This is a genomic window from Streptomyces sp. NPDC058371 (assembly GCF_042723265.1).
In the GTDB taxonomy this organism is placed as follows: Bacteria; Actinomycetota; Actinomycetes; order Streptomycetales; family Streptomycetaceae; genus Streptomyces.
In genome coordinates this window covers 299,943-325,129 of sequence record NZ_JBHXJC010000001.1, presented here as the reverse complement: position 1 = coordinate 325,129, position 25,187 = coordinate 299,943, and the positions used below count along the sequence as shown (strand labels likewise).

16 protein-coding genes and 1 tRNA gene are annotated in these 25,187 nt (G+C 70.0%); 8 read left to right on the top strand and 9 right to left on the bottom strand.

Features of this window, described 5'->3' with window-relative positions:
• The first annotated feature begins 6 nt into the window (after positions 1-6).
• Positions 7-2,697 (top strand): glycosyl hydrolase-related protein, encoded by a 2,691-nt coding sequence (locus ACFWM2_RS01405; RefSeq protein ID WP_383271763.1) that lies wholly within the window; start codon positions 7-9, stop codon positions 2,695-2,697.
• 64 nt (positions 2,698-2,761) lie between these two features.
• Here ACFWM2_RS01405 and ACFWM2_RS01400 read toward each other — a convergent pair whose 3' ends face one another.
• Entirely contained in the window at positions 2,762-3,022 is a 261-nt protein-coding gene (locus ACFWM2_RS01400; protein WP_383271761.1) for a hypothetical protein, read from the bottom strand.
• Between the two features lie 481 nt (positions 3,023-3,503).
• Here ACFWM2_RS01400 and ACFWM2_RS01395 point away from each other — a divergent pair, with 481 nt between their 5' ends.
• Positions 3,504-3,707: a cold-shock protein gene (locus ACFWM2_RS01395; RefSeq protein ID WP_062705208.1), complete on the top strand. Its 204-nt coding sequence runs from the start codon at positions 3,504-3,506 to the stop codon at positions 3,705-3,707.
• A 280-nt stretch (positions 3,708-3,987) separates the two neighbouring features.
• Positions 3,988-5,514: a DEAD/DEAH box helicase gene (locus ACFWM2_RS01390; RefSeq protein ID WP_383271759.1), complete on the top strand. Its 1,527-nt coding sequence runs from the start codon at positions 3,988-3,990 to the stop codon at positions 5,512-5,514.
• 96 nt (positions 5,515-5,610) lie between these two features.
• On the opposite strand, the gene ACFWM2_RS01385 is transcribed toward ACFWM2_RS01390, so the two are convergent.
• The 3 genes from ACFWM2_RS01385 to ACFWM2_RS01375 all read right to left on the bottom strand — a co-directional run bounded on the left by ACFWM2_RS01385 (position 5,611) and on the right by ACFWM2_RS01375 (position 11,602).
• Positions 5,611-7,482, bottom strand: coding sequence for a NosD domain-containing protein (locus ACFWM2_RS01385; RefSeq protein WP_383271757.1), 1,872 nt, complete (start codon positions 7,480-7,482; stop codon positions 5,611-5,613).
• A 303-nt stretch (positions 7,483-7,785) separates the two neighbouring features.
• The gene (locus ACFWM2_RS01380; protein WP_383271755.1) at positions 7,786-10,146 is read right to left on the bottom strand and encodes a carbohydrate-binding protein; all 2,361 of its coding nucleotides are present in this window, start codon (positions 10,144-10,146) and stop codon (positions 7,786-7,788) included.
• A gap of 802 nt (positions 10,147-10,948) precedes the next feature.
• Complete coding sequence (locus tag ACFWM2_RS01375; RefSeq protein WP_383271753.1) at positions 10,949-11,602, bottom strand: ScbR family autoregulator-binding transcription factor; 654 nt, start codon at positions 11,600-11,602, stop codon at positions 10,949-10,951.
• 321 nt (positions 11,603-11,923) lie between these two features.
• Between ACFWM2_RS01375 and ACFWM2_RS01370 the strand changes: the two genes are divergently transcribed.
• The 3 genes from ACFWM2_RS01370 (at position 11,924) to ACFWM2_RS01360 (ending at position 15,302) form a co-directional block, all read left to right on the top strand.
• Complete coding sequence (locus tag ACFWM2_RS01370; RefSeq protein ID WP_383271751.1) at positions 11,924-12,814, top strand: ScbA/BarX family gamma-butyrolactone biosynthesis protein; 891 nt, start codon at positions 11,924-11,926, stop codon at positions 12,812-12,814.
• Between the two features lie 96 nt (positions 12,815-12,910).
• Positions 12,911-13,759 carry an NAD(P)H-binding protein gene (locus tag ACFWM2_RS01365; protein WP_383271749.1) on the top strand — a complete coding sequence of 283 codons (849 nt, stop codon included), beginning with the start codon at positions 12,911-12,913 and terminating at the stop codon, positions 13,757-13,759.
• A 52-nt stretch (positions 13,760-13,811) separates the two neighbouring features.
• Complete coding sequence (locus ACFWM2_RS01360; RefSeq protein ID WP_383271747.1) at positions 13,812-15,302, top strand: FAD-dependent monooxygenase; 1,491 nt, start codon at positions 13,812-13,814, stop codon at positions 15,300-15,302.
• Between the two features lie 179 nt (positions 15,303-15,481).
• Here ACFWM2_RS01360 and fusA read toward each other — a convergent pair whose 3' ends face one another.
• Together fusA and ACFWM2_RS01350 are read right to left on the bottom strand one after the other, a co-directional pair.
• On the bottom strand, positions 15,482-17,584 hold the full coding sequence (fusA, locus tag ACFWM2_RS01355; protein WP_383271745.1) for an elongation factor G: 2,103 nt from the start codon (positions 17,582-17,584) through the stop codon (positions 15,482-15,484).
• Positions 17,585-18,072: 488 nt separating this feature from the next.
• Positions 18,073-18,160, bottom strand: a tRNA-Leu gene (locus ACFWM2_RS01350).
• A gap of 141 nt (positions 18,161-18,301) precedes the next feature.
• On the opposite strand from ACFWM2_RS01350, the gene ACFWM2_RS01345 reads away from it, so the two are divergent.
• Complete coding sequence (locus ACFWM2_RS01345) at positions 18,302-19,633, top strand: DUF2254 domain-containing protein (protein ID WP_383271743.1); 1,332 nt, start codon at positions 18,302-18,304, stop codon at positions 19,631-19,633.
• A 31-nt stretch (positions 19,634-19,664) separates the two neighbouring features.
• On the opposite strand, the gene ACFWM2_RS01340 is transcribed toward ACFWM2_RS01345, so the two are convergent.
• From ACFWM2_RS01340 to sucC, 3 genes are all read right to left on the bottom strand, one after another.
• The gene (locus ACFWM2_RS01340; RefSeq protein ID WP_383271741.1) at positions 19,665-21,230 is read right to left on the bottom strand and encodes an aldehyde dehydrogenase family protein; all 1,566 of its coding nucleotides are present in this window, start codon (positions 21,228-21,230) and stop codon (positions 19,665-19,667) included.
• Between the two features lie 358 nt (positions 21,231-21,588).
• Positions 21,589-22,467 (bottom strand): succinate--CoA ligase subunit alpha, encoded by an 879-nt coding sequence (sucD, locus tag ACFWM2_RS01335; RefSeq protein WP_383271739.1) that lies wholly within the window; start codon positions 22,465-22,467, stop codon positions 21,589-21,591.
• An 11-nt stretch (positions 22,468-22,478) separates the two neighbouring features.
• Positions 22,479-23,609 carry an ADP-forming succinate--CoA ligase subunit beta gene (gene sucC, locus ACFWM2_RS01330; RefSeq protein ID WP_383271737.1) on the bottom strand — a complete coding sequence of 377 codons (1,131 nt, stop codon included), beginning with the start codon at positions 23,607-23,609 and terminating at the stop codon, positions 22,479-22,481.
• Positions 23,610-23,953: 344 nt separating this feature from the next.
• Between sucC and frc the strand changes: the two genes are divergently transcribed.
• Positions 23,954-25,186 carry a formyl-CoA transferase gene (gene frc / locus ACFWM2_RS01325; RefSeq protein ID WP_383271735.1) on the top strand — a complete coding sequence of 411 codons (1,233 nt, stop codon included), beginning with the start codon at positions 23,954-23,956 and terminating at the stop codon, positions 25,184-25,186.
• Position 25,187 lies beyond the last annotated feature (1 nt).

Sequence of the window (25,187 nt, the reverse complement as noted above, 5' to 3'; positions counted from 1 at the left end):
TGGCCGATGACCGGCATCCCGCACGTACGGCTCGTCCCGCACACCCACTGGGACCGCGAGTGGTACGAACCCTTCCAGCGCTTCCGGCTCCGGCTGGTCGACCTGCTCGACGAGGTCCTCGACCGGGCCGAGGCCGACCCGCGGTTCCGCTTCACCCTCGACGGTCAGATGGCCGCCGTCGACGACTACCTCGAAGTCCGGGGCGAGAACCGCGACCGCGTCGCCGCGCTGGTGGCGAACGGCCAACTGGCCGTCGGACCCTGGCAGATCCTGCTGGACGAGTTCCTGCTGTCCGGCGAGAACATCGTCCGCAACCTCGAACTGGGGTGGGCGCGCGCGAACGACCTCGGCGGCGCCATGCGTGTCGGCTACCTGCCCGACATGTTCGGCCACACCGCGCAGATGCCGCAGATCCTCTCCGCGGCCGGGTTCGAACACGCCTGCCTGTGGCGGGGTGTGCCGTCCGGCGTGGACGGACACGCGTTCCGCTGGACGGCCCCGGACGGCAGCTCGGTGCGGGCCGAGTACCTGGCGGGCGGCTACGGCAACGCCGCCTACGTGTTCTCCGACGCGGAGCGGTTCGCCGAGCGGATGGCGGACCTCGGGCGGCGGCTCCAGCCGTCCTTCGGCGACGACCCGGTGCTCGCGATGTACGGCACCGACCACTCGGCGCCGGTGGGCTCCCTGGTCAAACTGGTCGCCGGACTCGACCCGGAGTCGGTCGACGTCAGCATCACCACCCTCGGCGACTACGTCACCGCACGCGACGCGGACGACCCTGCGCTGCCGGTGATCAAGGGAGAGCTGCGCAGCCACGCCGCCGCCAACATCCTGCCGGGCGTGCTGTCGGTGCGCCCGCACCTCAAGCAGGCGATGGCACGTGCGGAACGCCTCGTCGAGCGGTACGCGGAGCCGCTGGCCGCGCTCTGGTCGGCGGAGTGGCCGCAGCGCTTCCTCGACATGGCGTGGTGGCGGCTGGTCGACGCGTCCGGGCACGACTCGGTGACGGGCTGCGGGGTCGACGAGACGGCGACGCAGGTGTTCGCCCGCGTCAGCGAGGCCGGACAGCTCGGCCAGGCGGTGCGGGACCGGGTCGTCGGCCGGCTCGCGCAGTCCGTGTCCCGCGACGCGATGATCGTGGTCAACCCCTCGCCCGCCGTCCGGCGCGATCTGGTCACGCTGGACCTGGAGATCCCCGCGGACTGGACGGACGTCTCGGTCGAACTGCCCGACGGCAGGCGCCTGCCCGCCCAGACCGAGGCCCGCGGCGAACGGCTGCTGCACTCGGAGGCACTCGCGGGACCCGATCTGCCCTCGTTCCTGCCCCGCATCCACGGCCGCGAGCTGTTCGGCCTGGAGATCACCGGCTGGACCTGCGACCACGAGCGGCACCTGCTGGAGTTCTCGCTGGCCCGGCACGGCGGCGACGCGCCGTTCGACGTCGAGGCGGTGCGCACGGCGGTGCCCGGCGCGGAGGGCGACTGGACGGTCCGACTGCTCCAGGCCGAGCGCCGCACGGTGACGAGCCTGGTCGAGACTCCCCCGCTCGGCTGGACCTCGGTACGCGCGGTACCCGGCGCCACCGAGGTAGAGCACGCCGTACGGACCGAGGGCCGGACGCTGACCAATGGCCTGGTCACCGTCACGGTCCTCGACGACGGCACCCTGCGGATCGCCTCGGCCGACGGGACGGTGCTCGACGGTGTCGGCAGGATCGTCGACGGCGGCGACCGTGGCGACAGCTACAACTACGCTCCGCCCGGCCGGGACACCGTGCTCGACGTCCCGCGGTCGGTGGAGGTCGACGCCGGGGTCGACGGCCCGCTCTACGGCACGGTCACCGTCGTACGCACGTATGACTGGCCGGCGGCGGTGGACTGGGCGGCCGACGGGCGCACGGCCGAGGCCCGGACGGGCACTGTCCTCATGGACGTGGAACTGCGGGCCGGTGAGCCGTTCGTACGGCTCGACCTCATGCTGGAGAACGCCTCACTCGACCACCGGGTGCGCTTCCATGTCCCACTCGCCCGGCCCGCGTCGGCCTCGCACGCCGAGGGGCAGTTCGCCGTGGTCGAGCGCGGCCGGACGGCCGAGGGCGGCTTCAGCGAGTACCCGATCCCCACCTTTCCCGCGCATGGATTCGCCGACGCGGGCGGCGCCGGACTGCTGCTGACCCAGGCCTGCGAGTACGAGCTGCTCGACGGCGAACTCGCCCTGACCGTCCTCCGCAGCACGGGGCAGCTGAGCCGCAATGTCCACCCCTACCGGGAGGAGCCGGCCGGGCCGCAGATCCCCACCCCTGAGGCACAGATGGTGGGGACCACGACGGTGCAGCTGGCGGTGCTGCCGCACGCGGGCGACTGGTGCGACGGCGGTCTGGTCGACGCCGCCGAGCGCTACCGGCACCCTCTTCACGCGGCTCTCGGCACGGGCCCGCTCGACTCGGTCCCCGCGTCCGGCGAGGGAATCACCGTCCAGGGGGCGGTGCTGACCAGCCTCCGGCGCCGCGAGGACGCCCTCGAGCTCCGGCTGGTCGCCCAGTCGCCCGACGCCTCGACGGCGGTCGTCCACGGGCCGTTCACCTCGGCCCGGCGGGTCGATCTGCTCGGCCGCCCGGGCGCGTCCGTCCCGGTCGAGGACAGCACCCTCCGGCTGCCCCTGCGGCCCTGGGAGATCGCGACGGTCAGAGTGTCCTGACGGCCCCGGGCGCTCCGACCGCCGGGGATCCCCTGGCGCCGGGCACGAACGGGAGCGCTTCTGCTCAGGTCCCCTGCGGGCACGAGCGGGAGTGCTCCCAGTAGCGGCGGGTCTGTTCGCTGTCCTCGTCGTCCCCGACGGGGGCGCCGCAGGTGCACTGTCCGGCGCGCGGGTCGATGAGGTCGGCGGCCTCGCGGTGGCCGGCCTCCCGCAGCCTGGTGGCCAGGTGGTGCGCGTAGTCCTCGACGAGGTGGGCCGCATCCGTGGCGGTGTGCCCGGAGCCGTCGCGGCGCAGCTCCTGGATCAGTCTGGCGCGCGCCATCATGGGTCGGCCCTTCCCTCGGCCGGCCGCCGCCGGGTGCGCGCCGCTCGGTCGCGGAGAGTCTACGGCCGCCTCACGAGGCGCCGGGCACGCCGAGTGAGGCCCCACGCTCGGGCGGGCAGCCCTCTCGCCGTGCCCCCGCGCGGCACCGCGACACGACCGGGGACCTCCACTCGGAGGACGGGCGGCTCGCCCGGTCGGGCACCCCGTCGAGCCCAGGACCAGGCAATTCCGGACGATACGCAGTGCACGATCATGACATTGGGGGCGAAAAGTCGCACTTGTCGCGCCCCACCGAGCGCGGCGTGCTAGGCTTGATCGCAGTTGCAGTTGTGGTTCCCGTTGACTTCAAGTGCCTTTGATGACTTCTGTCGTCGGGCACTTTTGTATTTCCGGTGCTGTATTCCCGGACGGGGTCATTGCGGCGATGCGGGGGTTCACACAGTGTGAGCCCCCTGGGCACTGCCCTGAAGGAGATTTTGACATGGCTACTGGCACCGTTAAGTGGTTCAACGCGGAAAAGGGCTTCGGCTTCATTGAGCAGGACGGTGGCGGCCCCGACGTCTTCGCCCACTACTCGAACATTGCCGCGCAGGGCTTCCGTGAGCTTCAGGAAGGCCAGAAGGTGAACTTCGACGTCACGCAGGGCCAGAAGGGCCCGCAGGCGGAGAACATCACTCCCGCCTGACGCTGAAGCGCTAAGGCAGCTGGGGCCACACCGTACGGTGGGGCCCCAGCTTGCTGCTGTTTGCGGGGCGTACGCCTCGCCGCGCGGCTCCTGTCCGCGCCCACCACCCGGCCCCTTCACCCCTTCCGGTGAACTCCCGGCACTCCGCCGCCACGGGCCGTCGATGACGCCGTCGGCATGCCCGGCTTCGTCTGCCTGACATCCGGCTCGTTCTTGCAATTCGTTCGGCTCACGTTCGCCGAGAATTCCTCGATACGTGCCATATCGAGGAAGGTTCTCCATGAACCGCTCAGCTCGCACGAACGACCGTTTTTCCAGGAACCGCAAGGACGGCGCTGCCGGATCCGACCGGGGAGCCCGTTTCCGCCCGCAGGGCCAGGGCCGTCCCGCCCGTTCGAACGGCTCCGGGCGCCGCCCCGCCGCACTTCAGGGCGAATTCGCCCTGCCCGTCACCCTCACCCCGGCCCTCCCGCCGGTGACCACCTTCGGTGAGCTGGACCTCCCCGCCGAGCTGCAGACGACGCTCGCCGGTCTCGGTATGAACGAGCCGTTCCCCATCCAGGCCGCCACGCTGCCCAACACCCTCGCCGGCCGTGACGTTCTCGGCCGCGGCCGCACCGGCTCCGGCAAGACGCTCGCCTTCGGCCTGGCGCTCCTCGCGCGCACCGCCGGACAGCGTGCCGAGGCCCGCAAGCCGCTGGCCCTGGTCCTCGTCCCCACCCGGGAGCTGGCCCAGCAGGTCACCGACGCGCTGACCCCGTACGCCCGGTCGCTGAGGCTTCGGATGGCCACCGTGGTCGGTGGCATGTCGATCGGCCGGCAGGCCGGCGCACTGCGCTCGGGGGCCGAGGTCGTCGTGGCCACGCCGGGCCGGCTCGCGGACCTCATCGAGCGCAAGGACTGCCGGCTGGACCGGGTGAACATCACCGTCCTGGACGAGGCCGACCAGATGGCCGACATGGGCTTCATGCCCCAGGTCACCGAGCTGCTCGACCAGGTGCGGCCCGACGGCCAGCGCATGCTGTTCTCGGCCACGCTGGACCGCAACATCGACCTCCTGGTCCGGCGCTACCTCCATGACCCGGTCGTCCACTCGGTCGACCCGTCGGCGGGCGCGGTCACCACGATGGAGCACCACGTGCTGCATGTGCACAGCACCGACAAGTACGCGACCGCCACCGAGATCGCCGCCCGGGACGGGCGCGTGATCATGTTCCTGGACACCAAGCACGCAGTCGACCAGTTCACCAAGCACCTGCTGAACAGCGGTGTGAAGGCCGCGGCGCTGCACGGCGGCAAGTCGCAGCCGCAGCGCACCCGGACCCTGGCGCAGTTCAAGAGCGGCGGCGTCACCGCGCTGGTGGCGACGAACGTCGCGGCCCGCGGCATCCACGTCGACGACCTCGACCTCGTGGTCAACGTCGATCCGCCGGGCGACCACAAGGACTACCTGCACCGCGGCGGTCGTACCGCGCGCGCCGGCGAGTCCGGCAGCGTCGTCACGCTGGTGCTGCCCAACCAGCGCCGTGAGATGACCCGTCTGATGTCCGACGCGGGCATCAGGCCGCAGATCACCCAGGTCCGCTCCGGCGAGGCCGAGTTGAGCCGCATCACCGGCGCCCAGGCCCCGTCCGGGGTGCCGATCGCCGGAGGCGCGCCGGTCGCGGAGCGCCCCCAGCGCGGCGGTGCCCCCTTCCGCGGTATGGGCACCCGCCCCGGTCGCGCCGGTGGTGAGTCCCGCCGGACCGCCGAGGCGCGCCAGACGGCCGAGGCCCGCAAGGCCGCCCGGGTGCGCCGCGGCGCCTAGGACCTGTCCGGTCGATCACGGCGCAGACGCGGGGACGAATTGCGCCGGTGTGGTGGTTGGCTCGGCCACCCCGGTGGGGTGGCCGAGCACCGTGCTCTAGGGGGCCACCGTCTGCCAGCTGTTGTTGGTCACCGTCGCGGTGAAGCCGCTGGAGTTGCTGACGAACGCGGAGCGTCCGGAGGCCAGTCCGGTGAGTGTGTTGCCGGTGATCGTGGCGGAGCCGCTGGGCGCCGGATAGTTCGGCGGAGCGACCACGATCCCGTTGCGCCCGGGAGAGGTGATCGTGTTGTTCTGCAGCAGCGTGTTCTTCGACGTGGAGAAGCCGACGGCGTCGTAGAGGGAGTTGGCGATGGTGTTGCCCGACGCGGTGACCTTGTCGACGGTTCCGACCTGTTGGCCGTCGCTGGCGTTGCCGATGTGCACGGTGGGCTGGGTCTGGTTGTAGGCGTTGCCACCGGACCTCACGATGACGTTGTTCTTCACCGTCGCGGACGTCAGGTCGCTGCCGTTGGTGCCGAACCGGCCGGCGGCCAGGCCGATGAACCGCGAGGTGTCACTGACGTAGTTGCCACTGACGACGTGACCGCTGCCGCCGAAGATCCCGATGCCTTTGCCGCCCCAGGGCGCGATCGCGGTGTTGTTGCTGATCGTGGTGTTCGTCATCGGGGGGAAGTCGATCCGGGTGCCGCTGCCGTTGATCTGGTAGGCGGTCGAGTTGATCGCCAACGAGTCGTCACCGGCGCCGCGGATGAAGTTGTTGGTCGCCGTCAGGTTGTTCCCGACCTGGCTCTTGCCGCCGCTGAGCGACTGGTTGTTCAGGTTGATCCCGTCGGCCCAGGTGTCGGTGAAGCGGCTGTTCTGCACCTTGCCCCCGGTGCCCGACGCCCAGATGCCGGACATGGTGTGCTGGGCCCACATGCCGCTGGTCACCCAGTTGGTGCCGGTGGTGTCCATCGCACCCCCGTCACCACCCAGAAGGTAGTTGCGGCTGATGGCGTTGGCGTCGATGTGGAAGTTCTGCACCGTGCACGAGGTCACCGAGAACAGTGCCGCCAAGCCGACGTTGTTGGGCAGCGGCACATCCCGGTAGATGGTGCTGTACCACATCCCCGCCCCGGCGATCGTGATCCCGGTGGCCGTCAGGCCGGTGGTGCCCTTCACGTAGAAGGTTCCCTGCGGGATCCAGAGGATCTTCTTCTGGGACTGCGCCTGGTTGATGCAGTTCTGGATGGCGGCGCGGCTGTCCACCGACCCGCCGGCGGCCGAACCGTTGGTCGGGGCGGTGCTGGCGACCGCGCCGCAGCTGGTGATGGAGATCGAGTCGGCGGGCTGTGCGAGGGGCGCCGGCGGGTTTTCCACGTCGATGACGTCGATGTCGTAGAAGGCCGCGGAGTTGACTGAGTCCTTCTTGAGCTGGAGCGTACTGCCGGCCGGGATGGGGGTGCCGGTGACGAAGGTGTGCGACTCGTCGAAGAAGACCCGGGGACGGCCGTCCGCCGGCTTCTGGTTGTCGCTGCTGTTGTAGGCGGCGCCCTCGTATATCCAGGTCTGCTTGGAGTTGAGGTTCAGCGTCTGCCGGAACGTGCCGTTGACGTACAGGTTCAGTGTGGCGGTGATGCCGCCGCCCGACGCGGAGTCGGGGATGCTGGCGCGCACATTGATGTAACTGATCGGCTTGCCCGTGTTGTTCGTCCACTGCACCGACTGCCCGGCGCCGCTGAGGTGGGCGTACGCGTGCCCGGACGCCTCCAGCGCTGCGCTCGAATACTGCGTCGTCGGTGCCGCGGTCAACGACACCTTCGTCGCGCCACCGCCCAGGGTGCCGGACTCGCCCTCATAACTGCTGAAGGGAGTCGTGGCTCCCGCTGCGGCGGCATCCGTCGCAGGGGCCGCCGCGTTCGTCGCGTGCACCGTGTGCGCCGCGGCGACGTGCGCGTGGGGGGCGGCGCCCACTGGTGTGGAGGACATCCACGCCGTTCCCGCCAGGGCGAGGGCGAGGGCGATCACCGGCAGTCTGCGCCGGACGCCGGATGTACGACGTAGAGCTCGGGAAATCCCATGCATTGCTTGCTCCTGAAAATGTGGGGGTGGAGTCAGTGTTCCGCCGAGGCCTGCACGAGGAGACACATCACGTACCTGACCAGCGAACGAATTTGCCGATACCCGGAGCCGTGCCGATCGAGGCCCGGTGGGCGATCAGTGGCGCGGTCCGCCGGCATTGGCGTACAGGTTGTTGGCGCGCGAGCGCCGGCTGACGGTGCCGGATGCGGCTCAGGTCGGCAGGCCCAGGGTGGAGGCGGTGCCGCTGAGGGTCTTCACGCCCTGGTTGGCGGTGCCGGTCAGGCGGGTCGAGGTGTACGAGGACAGCGGCTTGGCGGTGCGCTCGACCACGTAGACCGAGCCGGCCGTCGTGGCGAAGGTGAACTCGGCACCGGAACCCGAGGTGATGATCGCGCCGTCCGACGCCCGCCGGACCCGCACCTGTTGCCCGCTCCACGGATTGACGACCGTCGCCTGCTTGCCGTACTGGCTCTTCAGCCCGACGTACTTGACCTCGCCGCCCTCACGCTCGGAGCTGACCTGGAAGCCGTCCTTGGCGAGCAGCGTGAACTTGCCGACGAACGACGAATCGCCGGGTACGGCCGGGAACACCCGGATCTTGCCGTTGTAGCTCTGCAGGAGCGACTCGTTGAGTGCCGTGAGGTGCACACCGAGGTACTCGAAGACGCCGTTGGTGTTGTTGGTCATGCCGTTGGGGTAGTTCTGGTACTTCTGCAGCATGGTCTTCATGCCCTGGTAGGCCTGGTTGCCCAGGCCCAGCCGGGCGGCCTGCACAGCGTCGTTGGACCACACGTTGCCGTAGGCGAAGGGCCGCTGGTTCCAGGTGTTGAGTGCCGTCTGGTAGTCGGGGGCGCCGATGCCGGTCAGGTCGTAGGGCCAGATCAGCTCGGCGGAGACGTTCTCGTTGTTCCTGGTCTGGGAGACCGGCGGCTGGTGCGGCTGGTAGGCACTGCTCGAGACCGAGTACGGCGCCAGGTGGTCGAGGACGTTCTGCCAGGTCGTACGCAGTCCGGAGTCGACGCCGAGCTGCTGGCTGACCTGGATCGCCAGCGGGAACATGCTGCGTACCGCGGCCAGGTCGGTGATCGCGTCGCGGACGTTCCAGTACGTCTCGTGGGAGTTGGAGTTGGTCATGTGGTAGATGCCGGTCGAAGCGTCCCGGGTCAGCATGGCCGAGTAGAACTTCGCGGTCTCCCGCATGAACGGATAGGCCACGTTCTTCAGGTAGTCGGCGTCGTTGGTGTACCGGTACCGCGTGTACATGCTGTAAGCGGCTTCATAGCCGGTGGACAGGATGTTCTTGGTGTAGTCGCTGTTGACCGTGCCGCGCGCGTTGCCGTCCCAACCCATGGTCTCCGGCACCCACAGTCCGTCCACGCCGTATCGCGTCTGTGTGTACGACTTCAGCGCGTTGTAGTTGCGGCTGTAGAGGTTGTTGTGCCGGTCGATCAGATCGGTGTGGTTGGAGGCGAAGAACGACAAATAGACGTCGCGTTGGTTCCAGTACCAGTAGGCGTTGCTCCACTTGGTCTTGTCCTGCGTGGAGCGGAAGACGCCGTTGATGAAGTGGGACGGGTAGCTGCCGTAGCCGCCCGCCGCGATCATGTAGGTGGAGAGGTAGTAGACGTTCTCCAGGTAGTCGGCGTCACCGGACAGACCCGAGTACTGCACGAACGACTTGGCCCAGAACGCGTGCCACCAGTTCTTGTAGTTGGTCAACGTGGTGGCGTAGCCGGTGGACTTGACCGAGCTCAGCTGGTTGCGGGCCTGGGCGACCGAGTCCTTGTTCGGCGCGTTGATCCGGCTCGCGGCCGTGAACCAGATCGTGTAGCTGGAGGTCGGGGTGATGGTCACCCGAACGGTCCGGGAGTCGACCACCTTCGTGGAGAAGGAGGCGCCCTCCACCGTGGCGGCCAGGGTGTAGCCGAAGCCGTTCGGGTCCGCCTGTCCGCGACTCAGCCCGGCGACGCTCGCATCGGCGAAGGTGGAGACGGTCTTCCAGGTGTTCAGGTCTGGCACGTCGGCAACGTTGGTGACCGTCGCCGGGTCCCACATGCTCAGATTGAAGGAGACGCTGGACACTCCGCTGCGGGAGTCGTTCACGTGGACGCCCATGACCTCCGAGTTGGGCGAACCCATCACGGTCACGGTCCGGTTGGCGTCGTACTTGGTCACCTGCGTGCCGTCGTACAGCGACAACCGCTGCTGGTAGGTGGAGTACCCGGTGTCCATCGCCGGGCTGGTCGAGAGGTTCACCAGCCCCGCGGCGTATGCCGATTGCTCGGCGAGGTCGACCCCGGACGTCTGCATCGTCAGGCCGTCCTGGCTCCAGGCCATCGCGCCTGTACGGCCGTTGCCCACAGGCAGACCGTACGAGGGGTTGGTGTTGGGCTTGTTGTAAACGATGTCGTGCTTGGCCAGATAGCCGGCGTAGTCGACGTTCAACGCGCCGCTCGTCTGATTGAACGCGGCGTCCGTCGTCGAGGCGACTGCCGGGGCGGCGGTTCCACCGGCCAGCATCCCCGCGACGAGCGCGAGCAGCGGCAAGGACCGCAGGAGTCTTATCACCATGAACACCCTTTTCTGGTGGCGGGCTCCGCCAGAACGGCAGAATGCGGCGGGCAGAGGTGCACGAATTCGACATAAGGAAACGCTGAAGTCGTACGTACGTGCAGGCGAGTGGATTGACGCCGTGCAGGCATTTTCTTCCTGGCGCAGCCGAAAGCGTTCCGCTCTCCGCCTTCGCCATCAGGCAGGCGCACACGTCCCGTTGCGCACCTCACACCCGTGTCATGTCCAGTTAACATTGGACGTATTTCCGCGTCAAGGCTCGTTCGGACAGCTGGAACAAGGGTCGATCCAAGGGCGAGCGTCCAAAGATAGGATGACTCGGAGGGCCCGCAGACCGGAGCGGGTGTGGCGGCCCAGACCGCGACGGGAAAGCCATATTGGAAAATAAGGAGCCTGACAAACGGAGGCCCGATTTCCATGTCTATGAATGAGTGCCCGCTCAACGCCTTGTCCCGGCGCGTGAATTCCACTACTTTCGCAAGGCCCCTGCTGGACAGGCGGGCTGCCGCGGAACGGCTTGCTGTCCAGGGCTTCGGCGACGGCCTCCGGGTGCCCGGCCGTTAGCGGCTGGGAACCTCAGACCGGGAAGAAGGGGACGAAGGCGACAGCAGCCTCCCCAGTCGGCGAACGAGCCGGTCGGCCGGTGCGTCAACCCCTCGTGGAGGCCCCGGCCGACGGCGCCCATACGGTAGTTGAAGGTGGCGAGGACCATGTAGCCCCGGTCGGCGGGCCGTTCACCGTCCGTACCGGGCGTGGCTTCCGGCGCCGACGGACCAGCCTCCGCCGTGGATGCGGCGCCGGCTCAGGACGCCGCGACCGCCGGTTCCAGGACGGCTTCGGCCAGCACATGGGCACCCCGGCCGGGGCTGACGTCCAGCTCCGGCAGCACCGCGGGGACGACGATGCCGGCCAGCAAGTGCCGGTAGAGAGCCAGTATTTCGTGCTGCAGGTCCAGTTGCGGGGTCAGCGTCGACACCATGGCGTTCATGCCCCCGTAGGCACCCACCGTGATCCGCGCGGTCTCCGCCGGGTCGACATGCAGCAGCAACTCGCCGCGCCCCTTCGCCTCGGCGAGCACCCGGGTGTTGCGCTCCACCCACTCGACGTACGGGGAGCTGCGGTTGAGCCCCGGGATCTGCTCCAGCGAGAGCCGCGCACTGGCACGCAGCAACGGGTCGTTGACCAGGAGGTGCGTGTAGATCATGCCCATGTCCACGTACTCCTGGACCTTGTACTGCTGCGGCGCGGGCACGGGCGTGTCGCTGACCTGCGCGTCCAGGACGGCGTGGGCCAGGGCCTCCTTGCCGGCGAAGTGGAAGTACAGGGCTCCCTTGGTCAGCTGGGCCCGTTCCAGGATGTCCGTCAGCTTCGCGGCCTGATATCCCTTTTCGTCGAAGACGGCCGCGGCCGCCTCCAGAATCAACCGGCGGGTGCGAATCGCTCGATCCTGCTTCACCACTGGACGTACCGCCCCTTCACGCCTACCGGTCGCAGGCGTCGCACGCTCCGCCGCGGTGTCGTCTTTCGTGTCACCTGCAAAACTTAGACCGCGAAGCAGGTATGTCGGCAAGGCTTGTTCACGCGTGGGCAACAGCCACACGCTTGCAAAGTAAACCTGCGGGTACGTAACGTTCTGCGCGGCGGACAGGACCATTCGCACTGCTCTACGCGTTACCGGGGGAAGCTCATGACCGAGTCGTTCGTGGCTGAAGGCTGCCCGAAGACACCAGCGTCGGCACCCGGGAACGACCGTCCCGAGGCCCCCCAGGTCCCTCAAATGACCGCCACCGTACCGCGGCAGCTGGTGCATCGCGCCGCCGTCGCCGAGGTCTTCCTCACCGGCTGGTCCGTTCTCGACGGCGAGCGGACCCGGGTCCTGGCCCAGTGGCCCCGGGCGCACAGCCTGTACCGGCCCGTCGGCGGCCGTTACGACCCGATGCTCGCCGCCGAGACCATCCGGCAGGCGGGCGTGCTGGTGGCCCACTCGGTGCACGGGGTTCCGCTCGGCCACCGCTTCCTGATGTGGGGGCTGCACTTCGCGGTCCACCCCGAGAACCTGGCGGTCGGCAGCCGCCCGGCCGAGCTCGAACTCGACGTGGTTTTCACCGAGATACGCGGCTCGGGCAGCAGACTGGGCGGCCGCTACACGGTGACGATCCGCTCGGCGGGACGCGTCGTGGCGACCGGCGGCGCCCACTTCACCTGCACCTCTCCGGCGGTGTACCGACGGCTGCGGGAGGCACGGCTCGCCCAGTCGGCCACGGCCGGCGTCGTGGCGGGGGCGGATCTGCCGTCCGTTCCCCCGGCCTCGGTCGGCCGCGACTCCGCCAGTGACGTCGTGCTGGCTCCCGGCGGGGCCCCGAGGCGCTGGCAGCTGCGCGTGGACACCGGCCACCCCATCCTTTTCGACCACCCCGACGACCACGTCCCGGGCATGGTCCTGCTGGAGGCGGCCCGCCAGGCCGCCGCGGCCGTCTCACCCCCCGGCGCGGCGCCGCTCCCGGTCTCCATGGACAACACCTTCGACCGGTACGTGGAGTTCGACACCCCCTGCTGGATCGAGGCCGAAGTGCCGGACGGGCGACCCGACAGCCTGCGGATCGTCGGACGCCAGGACGGCGAGCAGGTCTTCGGCTGCCTGCTGACCACCAGCCCGTCCGGAGCCTGACGCTCCGTCAACCGCCTTGTGCGCCAAGCCGATCGCGGTCGCGAGGCGGCACGCGTACGGTCCGCCCCCGCACCCCGCCCCGAAGAGGAACCACTGATGATCCTGGTGACCGGAGCCACCGGAACGGTCGGCCGGCACGTCGTCGCGGGCCTGGCCGGCTCCCACGCCGTACGCGTCCTGGTCCGCGACCCGCAGCGGCTGTCCGCGACGGGGCCACGGGTGCAGACAGTGGTCGGGGACTACGCCGATCCGGCCGGTCTCACCGAGGCCATGGCCGGTGTCCGCGCCGTTCTGCTGATCACGGCCGACCCCCTGCGCCCCGAGCACGACGCCCACCTCGTCGAGAGCGCGCGCGTCGCGGGTGTGCGGCACCTCGTGAAGCTCACCGCCCTCGCCGTGACCGAACCGGGCGCCGACGATCTGATCACCCGCTGGCAGCGCGAGGCCGAGGAACAGATCCGCGCGTCGGGCATCGCCTGGACCTTCCTGCGCCCGAGGTCCTTCATGTCCAACACCCTTGGCTGGGCACGCTCCGTCCGTGAGGAGGGCGTCGTCCGCGCCCCGCACGCAACGGCCGCCAACGCCACCGTCGACCCGCGCGACGTCGCCGACGCCGCCGTACTCGCCCTGACCGAACCGGGCCACGAGCGATGTGCGCACGCACTCACCGGTCCCGAGGCGCTCACACCCGTGCAGCAGACGGAGATCCTCTCCGAGGTCCAGGGCCGCACCCTGCGCTTCGAGGAGATCAGCCGCGAGGACCATCTGCGCCAGTTGTGCACCCGGTACCCGCGGCCCATTGCCGACGCCCTCGCGGAGGGCGCGGACCGCCAGCTGTCCGGCGCCAAGGCCCACCGCGACGACACCCTGCCGCGTCTGCTGGGCCGTCCGGCCCGGACGTACCGGCAGTGGGCCACCGATCACCACGCGGCCTTCCGTCCGTGACGTGTCGTACAGAGCAAGGACCGTGTCCGACGGCCGACTTGGGGGAGCTCGAATGGAACGCGTGATCGCGCAGGCCGACGTCGTCATCGCGGGCGGTGGTCCGGTCGGCATGCTGCTCGCGGCGGAACTCGCCGGTTACGGCGTCGACACCGTCGTACTCGAAGCAAAGGCGGCGACCGACGACCAGCCGAAGGCCAACACCCTGCACGCACGCACCGTCCAGTCGCTCGCCAGGCGCGGCTATCTGGACGCCCCCTGGCCTGCGGACAACGACACCCCGGCCAGGGCCCCTTTCCACTTCGGCGGCATCACCGAGCTCACCGTCACGTCCCCCGCCACCGAGCCCGTGCCCCTGCTGAAACGGCCGCAGTCCGACCTCGAAAGGCAGTTCGAGGAGACGGCTCGGGCACGCGGCGCCCGGATCCTGCGCGGCCACCTCGTCGTCGAGGCGGCACAGAGCGCGCACGGCGTCCAGGTCACGGCGGAGGGTCCGGACGGCCGGCGGACGGTACGGGCGGCGTACCTCGTCGGCGCCGACGGCGCACGCAGCAGGGTGCGCGAGCAGATCGCGTTCCCCACCGACACCTGGCCCGCGTCGGTCTCCGCGTTGATGGGCCGCGTGCGGGTCGCCGCACCGGACGTGCTGCCGGGGGGCTGGCACCGTACGCCGCGCGGCTGGATCGTCAGCAGGCCCGAGCCCGGCGAGCACCGGCTCATCCGCACCCTCGACTGCGCGAGCGCCCACCCCGACCGGCATGCCCCGGTCGGCCCGGACGAATTCCGGCGCGAGGTCTCCCGGATAGCCGGACACGAGGTGGAGATGTCCGACGCCACCAGCCTCACCCGCTTCGGCGACTTCACCCGGCTGGCCCGGACCTTCCGCCGGGACCGGGTCTTCCTCGTCGGTGACGCGGCCCACCTCCATTTCCCCATCGGCGGCCAGGGGTTGAGCACCGGCCTGCTGGACGCCCTGAACCTCGGCTGGAAACTCGCGCACAGCGTGCGGGGCGCCGCGGGCAAGGGGCTCCTCGAGAGTTACGACGACGAGCGCCGCCCCGTCGCACTCCGTCTGGTGGAGAACACCTTCGCCCAACTGGCCCTCATGCGCTCGGGATCCGATGTCGACGCCCTGCGCTCGCTGTTCAGCGACGTGCTCGCCACCCGGGACGGCCATGCGCTGATCAGCGGCATGATCAGCGCCCAGGACACCGTCCACCCGGCGCGGTCCGTGCAGCCGTCCCCGTGGGAGGGGCGCTTCCTGGAGAACCGGCCGCTGCGCACCGAGAACGAAGGACCCACCGATCTCATCGGACTCCTGCGCGACGGCCGCCCGTTCCTGCTGCTCACCGCGGGGGCGGACCGGCACCTGGCCGACACCGCCGGCCGGTGGTCGCACGTCGTACGCACCGTACGCGTGCCGGACGATGCGGACCTGCCGTGCCAGGCGCTGCTGGTCAGGCCGGACGGCTATGTCGGCTGGGCCTCGGACGGCGGCGACCTGGCCGAGGCGCTGACGGCGTGGTTCGGGGGCACGCCCGCCTAGGCGGTCCTTGCTCGGGGTCGCCGCTCGACGGTTCCGGTCTTCGTCGTACGGCGTCCAGGCGCGCCTCGACGTGCGCGCTCCCGTCCTGACGGGGACGACGCGACGGGCTGCGCTGCGGGCACACCGGGACATCGCGCCGGGACGGTCCCGCCCGGGCGGGGGCGGGACCGTCGTGCGGGCTACCGGGCCGCTGCCCCGTCGGACGCGGGGCTCGGTGCCGGTGCGTAGCCGGTGGGCCGGGTGGTGAAGACTCCCCGGCCCTGGGTCCGGCTGCGCAGGCGGGTCGCATAGCCGAACAGCTCGGCCAGCGGCACGGTGGCGGTGATCACCACCGCACCCGCTCGCGCGGTCGAGCCGGTGACCCGGCCGCGCCGCGCCGCCAGGTCGCCGACCACACCGCCCGTCATGCCCTCCGGCGCGGTGACCGTCACCTCGACGACCGGCTCCAGCAGGGCCATCGTGCTACCGCGCAGCGCCTCACGGAGCGCGTTGCGGCCGGCCGTCCGGAACGCCATCTCCGAAGAGTCCTTCGGATGGGTCGCTCCGTCGGTCAGGACGACACGCAGCCCGGTCACCGGGTGGCCGCCGACCGGTCCTTCGGCCAGCGCGTCCCGGCAGCCGGCCTCCACTGCCCGGACGTACTCCTGCGGGACCCGGCCGCCGACGACCGCCGACCGGAACGCGAAGCCCGTCGCGCTGCCTCCGGCTGCGTCCGGTTCCATGGGCTCCACGTCCAGGACGACATGGGCGAACTGCCCTGCGCCACCGTCCTGCTTGACGTGCCGGTGGACCCACCCGGTCACCCCGCGCACGACCGTCTCGCGACAGGACACCTTCGGGCGGCCCACTCGAACGGCCACGCCGTGGGCACTCCGGATCTTCTCCACCGCCACCTCCAGGTGCAGTTCGCCCATGCCCGACAGCACGGTCTGTCCGGTCTCGGCATCGGTCCGTACGACCAGCGAAGGGTCCTCCTCCGCCAACCGGGCCAACGCCGAGGACAAGCGCTCGGTATCCGTGCTCGTCGACGCCTCGACCGCCATGGAGACGACGGGGTCGGCCACGTGCGACGTTTCCAGAACCAGCGGAGCTCCGGGGGCGCACAGCGTGGCGCCGGCGCGGGCCGACTTCAGCCCGGCCACCGCGACGATGTCTCCGGCCACCGCGTACTCCAGCTCGGAGTGGCTGCCGGCCTGGATCCGCAGAATCCGTCCGGCCCGCTCGGAACGGCGCGCGCCCGCGTCCCACACCAACTCCTTCCTCCGAAGCGTTCCCGAGTACACCCGCAGACAGGTCAGCCGGCCCGTGGCGGTCGCGGTCACCTTGAAGACCAGGGCAGCGAACGGCGCCTCGGGGTCGGCCGCCCGCCGCTGCTCCGCACCGTCCCAAGTGCCGCGTACGGCGGGCACGTCGAGCGGTGAGGGCAGGTACGCCACCACGGCGTCCAGCAGCGGTTCGATCCCGCGGTTGCGGTAGGCCGAGCCGCACAGCACCACCAAGCCGTCGCCGTTCAGGGTCAGTTCACGCAGCGCGGCTGCCAGGGTCGGCCCGGAGACGGCGGCCTCCGTGCAGAACTCCTCCAGTGCGACGGGGTGGAGCTCGGCCACCGCCTCCTCCAGCAACCGCCGGCGTCGCTGCGCCTCGTCGCGCAGCTCAACCGGTACGACCCCTTCCACCGCCGTGTCGCTGCCGTCGGTCCAGACCAGCGACCGCATGCGCAGCAGATCGACGACGCCGGTGAACCCGGCCTCCGCCCCGATCGGCAACTGCACGACCAGCGGGGCCGGATGCAGCCGCTCCCGGATCGAGTCCACCGCCGCGTCGAGGTCGGCACCGGCGCGGTCCAGCTTGTTGACGAACGCGATGCGTGGCACCCCGTACCGGTCGGCCTGCCGCCACACCGACTCGCTCTGCGGCTCGACCCCCGCGACGGCGTCGAACACCGCGACCGCGCCGTCGAGCACGCGCAATGAGCGCACCACTTCGTCGGAGAAGTCGACGTGGCCCGGGGTGTCGATCAGATGGAGCCGGTGGCCGTCCCAGTCGCAGCTCACGGCCGCGGCGAAGATGGTGATCCCGCGGTCGCGCTCCTGGGGGTCGAAGTCGGTGACGGTCGTGCCGTCATGGACCTCACCCCGCCTGTGGGTGGTTCCGGTGGCGAACAGGATCCGCTCGGTGACGGTGGTCTTCCCGGCGTCCACATGGGCGAGGATGCCCAGATTACGGACGGCGGTCAGCGGACTGACGGGATGGACGGGTTGACGGTGCAGGTCGGTACGCACGGCCCAGGGCCTTTCGGAGTGATCCGGAACGGGGCGGCGCAATTACCGGACGAACGACTCCTGCCGAGGCATCGTGGAGCCCCCGACGCGGCGCACCTCTCGTGAACAGGGAGGCGCGCGGTCGGCACGCTTCGTGGCGCGCAGAGGTCAGTCGTTCGTCACGGACATCCGGTTCCGGCCGCGCAGCCGGCACCGGACACCTGGAGACACGAGGATCACCTCGTACCGCGACCGGGGAACAACGACAGCAATGCGGTGACGCACGGCCGGGCTCCCCTCACTCGTCACGGACACGCCGCCCTGCCGGGGCGCGCTGTGTGGCGAGTGTAGGCACGGGGGTGCGGAGGGGGCACCGGGTTTTCCTGGCGCCCGTCGGGCGCGGTTCGCCTCGGCAATAAGGAATAAGGACGGGCACGGACGGCACCCCGCACTTGAAGGTGTCGCTGCCCCGGAAACGCAGAAGACCCCACGTGAAGTGGGGTCTCAGCTGGTGTCCGAGGGGGGACTTGAACCCCCACGCCCGATAAAGGGCACTAGCACCTCAAGCTAGCGCGTCTGCCATTCCGCCACCCGGACCAGGTGTCTGCCGCCTGGACGGGGGTGTTCCCCGCGGCGACACGGACAACAATACCAAGGTTTCGGAGTGGCCTTCACCTGCATATCCCGGGCGCGGAGCGGGTCCACGGGTGCGGGCGGAGGTGCGCCTAGAGTCTCACCATGGGTGACTGGGTGACTACCAGGGGTTTGCGGGAAGGGCGGCGGCCGAGAGCGCTGTCGCCGTGGCGGGAGCATCTGCGGGACACGTTCTGGTTCGCGCCCACCGCAGCCATGGTGCTGGTCTTCGCGGTGTGGGCGGTGGCGTCGGAGATCGACGCCAGGATCGTCCGGGCGTTCCAGGACGCGCATGACTACGACGGGGTCAGCGAGCTCATCTCGATCGCCGACGACGCACGGACCGTGGCCACCACGGTCAGCTCCGCGATGATGACCTTCATCGGTGTGGTGTTCAGTATCTCGCTGGTCGCCGTGCAGATGGCCAGCGGACAGTTCAGCCCCCGCGTGGTGCGGCTCTTCGTGCGCAGCCGGATCACCAAGGTGACCTTCGCCGTCTTCCTCGCGACCTTTGTGCTCTCCCTGCTCGTGCTGACCGGCTACGACGGCGAACCCGATCCCCGGTATGTGAAGACCGTCCCTCTGCTGCAGGCGATCCTGACGCTCGCCATGGTGGGCCTGAGCCTGCTGTTGTTCGTGATGTACGTGAACTCGACGCTCCGGCTCATGCGGGTCAGCCATGTGATCGGCCGGATCACCTCGGAGGCGTTCCGGGTGGCCGCACGCATGCCCGCGGCCGCGACCGCGGGGGCCGGGGTCGCGCTCGGGCCGGAGACCGCCCGGGTCCTTCATCAGGGGCCGGGCGGTGTCCTGCGGGATGTGAACATCGCCCGGCTGGTCCGGGCGGCACGACAGCACGGCGTCGTCCTGCGGCTCATCCCGCGGATCGGTGACTTCGTCGTACCGGGGACACCGCTGCTCGCCGTGCACGGCGGCACCGCTCCGGCCGCGCGGTCCCTGCGGTACACCGTCTCCGTGGGGGTCGAGCGCACCTTCCACCAGGATCTTGCCTTCGGACTGCGGCAGTTGTCCGACATCGCGTTGCGCGCGCTGTCCGCCGCCATCAACGATCCGACCACCGCCGTACAGGCTCTGGACCGCATCGTGCAGTTCCTGGCCGCCCTGTCCCACCGGCCGCTCGACGCGTCGCTGCATCGCGACCGGCGCGGGACCGTACGGCTGGTGCAACCGGTGCCGGGCTGGACCGAGTTGGTGGATCTCGGGTTCAGCGAGGTGCGGCGCTGTGCCGTCGGCTCGCCCCAGGTCACCCGGCGCATGATGGCCGGGTTCGACGATCTGCTGCTGGTGGCACCGCAGGAGCGGCGTGCGCCCCTGCTGCGGCACCGCGAGCTGCTGGCACAGGCCGTGCAACGGGCGGTGCCCGAAGCCGCGGACCGCGCCTTCGCACTCCGGCCCGACCGGCAGGGCATCGGATAGCCCTGCCGGCCGGAGCGCACGTCACCTCACCTCACGGCATCAGGTGGTACTCCGGGAAGTTGCCCGGCAGCCGCTCCCCCGCCGGCCCCTGCGTCACCGCGCGCACCAGCAGTTCACCGCCCACGAACGCGCCGCTCCAGGACGCGCCGAAGCCGCCGAAGAGCTCGTCGCGGTCGCCGCGTGAACGCGGCTTGCCGTGGCCGACCTTGAACGCCCGGATCTGCGGCGCCAGTCGGTCGTACGTCGTCCTGTCGTCCGTGGACAGCGTGGCGACCAGCGCGCCGTTCGACGCGTTCATCGCGGCGAGCAGCTCGGCCTCGGTGTCGACCAGGACGATGGTGTCGACCGGCCCGAAGGGCTCCGCGTGGTGCAGCGGCGAGGACGGCGGCGGGTTGAGGATCGTGACGGGCTGGACGTACGCCGAGGTGTCCTGGCCCGGCAGGAAGCGCGCGTCGGAGAGGTTGCCGCGGTGCAGCGGGACGGCACCGCGGTCGATGGCCTCGGCAACCTGGTCGTGGAGCTCCTTGGCCTTGGCCGCGTTGATGACCGGCCCGAAGTCCAGCGAGGGGTAGGGGTCGTCGGGGTGCTCGACCGCGAGCGGATGTCCGACGCGCAGGGTGCGCACCGCCGGCAGGTAGGCGGCGAGGAACTCGTCGAAGAGCGCGCGCTGGACGACGAAGCGCGGGTAGGCCGTGCAGCGCTGCTTCCCGTAGTCGAAGAGCTTCGGGATGACGGCCGTCAGCGCGTCCCAGTCGCTGTAGTTCCAGATGCCCCAGGTGTTGAGGCCCTCCTGTTCCAGTACGTGCCGCTTGCCGAGGTCGGCGACGGCGGTGGCCACCGCCGCGCCGGTGTCCCGGCCGCCCACGAAGGACACACAGCCGATCTCGGGGGCGCGCACGAGCGCCTCCGACAGCTCGCGTCCGCTGCCGCTGACGAGGGTGACGGGGATCCCTTCGCGCGCCGCGAGCGCGCAGGCCAGGGTGAGACAGGCGACGCCGCCGTCGGTCGGGGTCTTGGCGATGACCGCGTTTCCCGCCAGCGCCTGGACCAGCATGGCGTGCACGAGCACGCTCATCGGGTAGTTCCAGCTCGCGATGTTGGACACGGGCCCGTCGAGCGGGGTCCGCCCCTCGACCATGGGGTCGATGCCGTCGACGTACCAGCGCACGCCGTCGATCGCCCGGTCCACGTCCGCCTGCGCGAGCCGCCAGGGCTTGCCGATCTCCCAGACCAGCAGCAGCGCGAGCAGTTCGCGGTGCTGGGTCAGGGCGTCGAGGGTCGCCGCGACACGGGCCCGGCGCTCGTTCAGGGGCACATGGCGCCAGGCGCGGTGCTGGTCCAGCGAGGCGCGTACGGCCTGCTGGGCGGCGGCGCCGTCCAGCCGCGGCGGGCCCGCTATCGGGCTGCCGTCCACGGGGCTGGTGGCGGGCAGTGCCCGGCCGTCCGCCTGCCAGGCGGAACCCCAGAGGTTGAGGACCCGGTCGTCCCGGAACGCCTCGGGGACGACGGTGAGGCACCGCTGCCAGGCGTCCGTCCAGGACGTGCCGGACTTGAGGGTGAGGTTTCGGGGGGTGTGGTTATCGGAGGTTGATGCCATTTCGGATGTCTCCGCTCTCGGTGCACAGTCGGGGGCGGGGGATGCATGGCTCGGCTGCCGGGAGGTGGTCCGGCCGCCGGGAGATGGTCCGGCTGCCGTCCTGACGGTGGTCAAGTACGGCACTGCGTACGGACGGTGGTCGCGTACGGCGGTCTGCACGGGGGTGTCGCGTCGATCAGTCCGTACGGACAGTGGTCCGTACGGGGATGTCGCGTTCAGCGGTCCGTACCGACGGTGGTCTGCACGGAGGTGTCGCGTTCAGCGGTCCGTACGGACGGTGGTCGCGTACGTACGGAGGAAGGTAGTGAGGCGGCCTCGCTCGGGACAGTCACCTCGCGTCAACTATGAGTGACGTCACTCAGGCTTCCAGACGGGCCAGTACCAGCTGGGCCGTCTCGGTCGGGGTGCCGCCCACCTGGACTCCGACCGCTTCGAGGGCCTCCTTCTTCGCCTGCGCGGTGCCCGACGAGCCGGAGACGATCGCGCCCGCGTGACCCATGGTCTTGCCCTCGGGTGCGGTGAAGCCGGCGATGTACCCGATGACGGGTTTGGTGACGTGCTCGCCGATGTACGCGGCCGCACGTTCCTCGGCGTCGCCGCCGATCTCGCCGATCAGGACGATGAGTTCGGTGTCTGGGTCGGCCTCGAAGGCGGCCAGACAGTCGATGTGGGTCGTGCCGACGACCGGGTCGCCGCCGATGCCGACGCAGGTGGAGAAGCCGATGTCCCGCAGCTCGTACATGAGTTGGTAGGTGAGCGTGCCCGACTTGGACACCAGGCCGATACGTCCGGGCTTGGTGATGTCGGCGGGGATGATGCCGGCGTTGGACTGGCCCGGGGTGATCAGCCCGGGACAGTTGGGGCCGATGACCCGGGTGCCCTTGGCCGCGGCGTACGCGTGGAAGGCGACCGAGTCGTGGACCGGGATGCCCTCCGTGATCACGACGGCGAGTCCGATGCCGGCGTCGGCGGCCTCCACGACAGCCGCCTTGGCGAAGGCGGGCGGCACGAAGACCACGCTCACGTCCGCGCCGGTCGCCGCCATGCCGTCGCGCACCGAGCCGAAGACGGGGACGGCCCGGTCGTCGAAGTCGACGCTCCGGCCGGCCTTGCGCGGGTTGACGCCGCCGACGACGTTCGTACCGGCCGCGAGCATGCGCCGGGTGTGCTTCATGCCCTCGCCCCCGGTCATGCCCTGGACGAGGACCTTGCTCTCCTTGGTGAGGTAGATCGCCATGTCCCGTCCCCTTAGCTGGCGTTGGCGAGTGCGGCGGCGCGGCGAGCGGCGCCGTCCATGGTGGTGGCCTGCTGAACGAGCGGATGGGCGTGGCCGTCGAGGATGGCCCGGCCGCGCACCGCGTTGTTGCCGTCGAGGCGGACCACGAGCGGCTTGGTCAGCCGGACGGTGTCGAGGGCCTGCACGATGCCGTCGGCGACGGCGTCGCAGGCGGTGATGCCGCCGAAGACGTTGACGAAGACCGACTTCACGGCCGGGTCGGAGAGGATGACCGACAGTCCGTCCGCCATGATCTGTGCGGAGGCACCGCCCCCGATGTCGAGGAAGTTGGCGGGCCGTGCGCCGCAGCCCGCGACCACGTCGAGTGTCGACATGACCAGACCCGCGCCGTTGCCGATGATGCCGACCTCACCGTCCAGCTTGACGTAGTTGAGGCCCTTGGCGGCGGCAGCGTCCTCCAGCGGGTCGTCGTGCGCGGCGTCCTGCTCGCCCCAACGTGCCTGCCGGAAGCGGGCGTTGTCGTCGAGGGTCACTTTGCCGTCCAGGGCGAGAATCTGCCCCTGGGCGGTCCGTACAAGGGGGTTCACCTCGACGAGGACGGCGTCCTCACGGGTCAGCACCTCCCACAGGCGCACCAGGACGTCGACGGTCTCCGGGGGCAGTCCGGCGGCCTCGGCGATCTCCGCGGCACGGGCGGAAGTGACCCCTTCGCCCGGGTCGATGTGGATGCGTGCCACGGCGTCCGGCCTGCTCACGGCCACTTCCTCGATGTCCATGCCACCCTCGGCCGAGGCGATCGCGAGGAAGCGTCCGGCGGCGCGATCGAGGACGTAACTGACGTAGAACTCGCTCTCGATGTCTACGGGTTCGGCCAACATCACCTTGCCGACGGTGTGGCCTTTGATGTCCATCCCGAGGATCTTGCGCGCGACCAGCTCGGCCGCAGCCGGGTCCGCGGCCACCCTGACGCCGCCCGCCTTACCGCGGCCACCGGTCTTGACCTGCGCTTTCACCACCACACGACCACCTAGCCGGCGGGCGATCACCCGTGCCTCCCCAGGGGAGTCCGTGACCTCGGCCCTTGGCACCAAAATGCCGTGTTCTGCGAAAAGTGTCCTTGCCTGGTGCTCGTACAGGTCCATCTTTCGGCTCCTGTCTTAAAAGTGCGCACGCCCCCTGGACATCACCCACCGGATGCGGGATAACAATCTTCATACAGTATTCGTCGACTGTATGCAATGTGCCGCAGCCGCCCCCGGGTCGCGTCAGAACGGCTTTGACCAGCGTTCCGGCGTACCCGATCCCCCACGAAGGGAGATGACTTCGCCATGCCTCAGTACACCGGTCACGACCTCATCTCCCGCGGGCGTCCGGCCGCATCGCAGCAGGCACGACAGAGGGAGTCCTCGCTGTGCGACGTCTGGGCAGCCCCGGACGCGTACGCCCCGGAACCACGACCCAGACGACGTACAAGTGAGGTGACCTGGTGACGACCAAGGCTCTCGAAGGCATCCGTGTCCTCGACATGACGCATGTCCAGTCCGGGCCCTCGGCGACCCAGCTCCTTGCCTGGCTCGGCGCGGACGTCGTCAAGCTCGAGGCACCGACCGGGGACATCACCCGGAAGCAGCTCCGTGACCTCCCGGACGTCGACTCCCTCTACTTCACGATGCTCAACTGCAACAAGCGAAGCATCACTCTTAACACCAAGACCGAGCGCGGGAAGCAGATCCTCACCGAGCTGATCCGCCGTTCCGACGTCATGGTCGAGAACTTCGGACCGGGGGCGGTGGACCGCATGGGCTTCACCTGGGACCGCATCCAGGAGATCAACCCGCGGATCGTCTACGCCTCCATCAAGGGCTTCGGCGAAGGCCCGTACACCAACTTCAAGGCGTACGAGGTCGTCGCACAGGCCATGGGCGGATCGATGGCCACCACCGGCTTCGAGGACGGACCACCCCTCGCCACCGGCGCACAGATCGGCGACTCCGGCACGGGCATCCACGCCGTCGCCGGGATCCTCGCGGCGCTGTTCCAGCGCACCCACACCGGGCGCGGTCAGCGGGTCAACGTGGCCATGCAGCATGCCGTGCTCAATCTCTGCCGGGTGAAGCTGCGCGATCAACAGCGCCTGGCCCATGGCCGGCTCGCCGAATATCCCAACGAGGACTTCGGGGACGAGGTTCCCCGTTCCGGCAACGCGTCCGGTGGCGGTCAGCCCGGCTGGGCGGTCAGGTGCGCGCCGGGCGGCCCGAACGACTACGTGTACGTCATCGTCCAGCCCGTCGGCTGGCAACCGATCACCGAACTCATCGGCCGGCCCGAACTCGCGGACGACCCCGAGTGGGCCACCCCCGAGGCCCGGCTGCCGAAACTCGGCAAGATGTTCCAGCTCATCGAGGAATGGACCAGCACCCTCCCCAAATGGGAGGTGCTGGAGCGGCTCAACAGCCACAACATCCCGTGCGGCCCGATCCTGTCCACCAAGGAAATCATCGAGGACGCCTCCCTCGCCGCCAACGAGATGATCGTGAAGGTGCCGCATCCCCGGCGCGGCGAGTTCGTGACCGTCGGCAGCCCGCTGAAGCTCTCCGACTCCCCCGTGGACATCAGCAGTTCACCACTGCTCGGCGAGCACAACGAAGAGGTGTACGTCGGTGAGCTCGGCCTCGGGGACGAAGAGCTGCGCCTGCTCAGGTCGAGCGGGGTGATCTGAC

Bases quoted from the DNA above. Each gene is read 5' to 3' on its own strand.
- sucC (WP_383271737.1), bottom strand. From the start codon at position 23,609: ATGGACCTGTACGAGCACCAGGCAAGGACACTTTTCGCAGAACACGGC.
- sucD (WP_383271739.1), bottom strand. From the start codon at position 22,467: ATGGCGATCTACCTCACCAAGGAGAGCAAGGTCCTCGTCCAGGGCATG.
- ACFWM2_RS01345 (WP_383271743.1), top strand. From the start codon at position 18,302: ATGGGTGACTGGGTGACTACCAGGGGTTTGCGGGAAGGGCGGCGGCCG.
- ACFWM2_RS01405 (WP_383271763.1), top strand. From the start codon at position 7: ATGACCGGCATCCCGCACGTACGGCTCGTCCCGCACACCCACTGGGAC.
- ACFWM2_RS01340 (WP_383271741.1), bottom strand. From the start codon at position 21,230: ATGGCATCAACCTCCGATAACCACACCCCCCGAAACCTCACCCTCAAG.
- ACFWM2_RS01395 (WP_062705208.1), top strand. From the start codon at position 3,504: ATGGCTACTGGCACCGTTAAGTGGTTCAACGCGGAAAAGGGCTTCGGC.
- ACFWM2_RS01390 (WP_383271759.1), top strand. From the start codon at position 3,988: ATGAACCGCTCAGCTCGCACGAACGACCGTTTTTCCAGGAACCGCAAG.
- ACFWM2_RS01365 (WP_383271749.1), top strand. From the start codon at position 12,911: ATGATCCTGGTGACCGGAGCCACCGGAACGGTCGGCCGGCACGTCGTC.
- ACFWM2_RS01400 (WP_383271761.1), bottom strand. From the start codon at position 3,022: ATGATGGCGCGCGCCAGACTGATCCAGGAGCTGCGCCGCGACGGCTCC.
- ACFWM2_RS01360 (WP_383271747.1), top strand. From the start codon at position 13,812: ATGGAACGCGTGATCGCGCAGGCCGACGTCGTCATCGCGGGCGGTGGT.
- ACFWM2_RS01380 (WP_383271755.1), bottom strand. From the start codon at position 10,146: ATGGTGATAAGACTCCTGCGGTCCTTGCCGCTGCTCGCGCTCGTCGCG.
- ACFWM2_RS01385 (WP_383271757.1), bottom strand. From the start codon at position 7,482: ATGTCCTCCACACCAGTGGGCGCCGCCCCCCACGCGCACGTCGCCGCG.
- ACFWM2_RS01370 (WP_383271751.1), top strand. From the start codon at position 11,924: ATGACCGCCACCGTACCGCGGCAGCTGGTGCATCGCGCCGCCGTCGCC.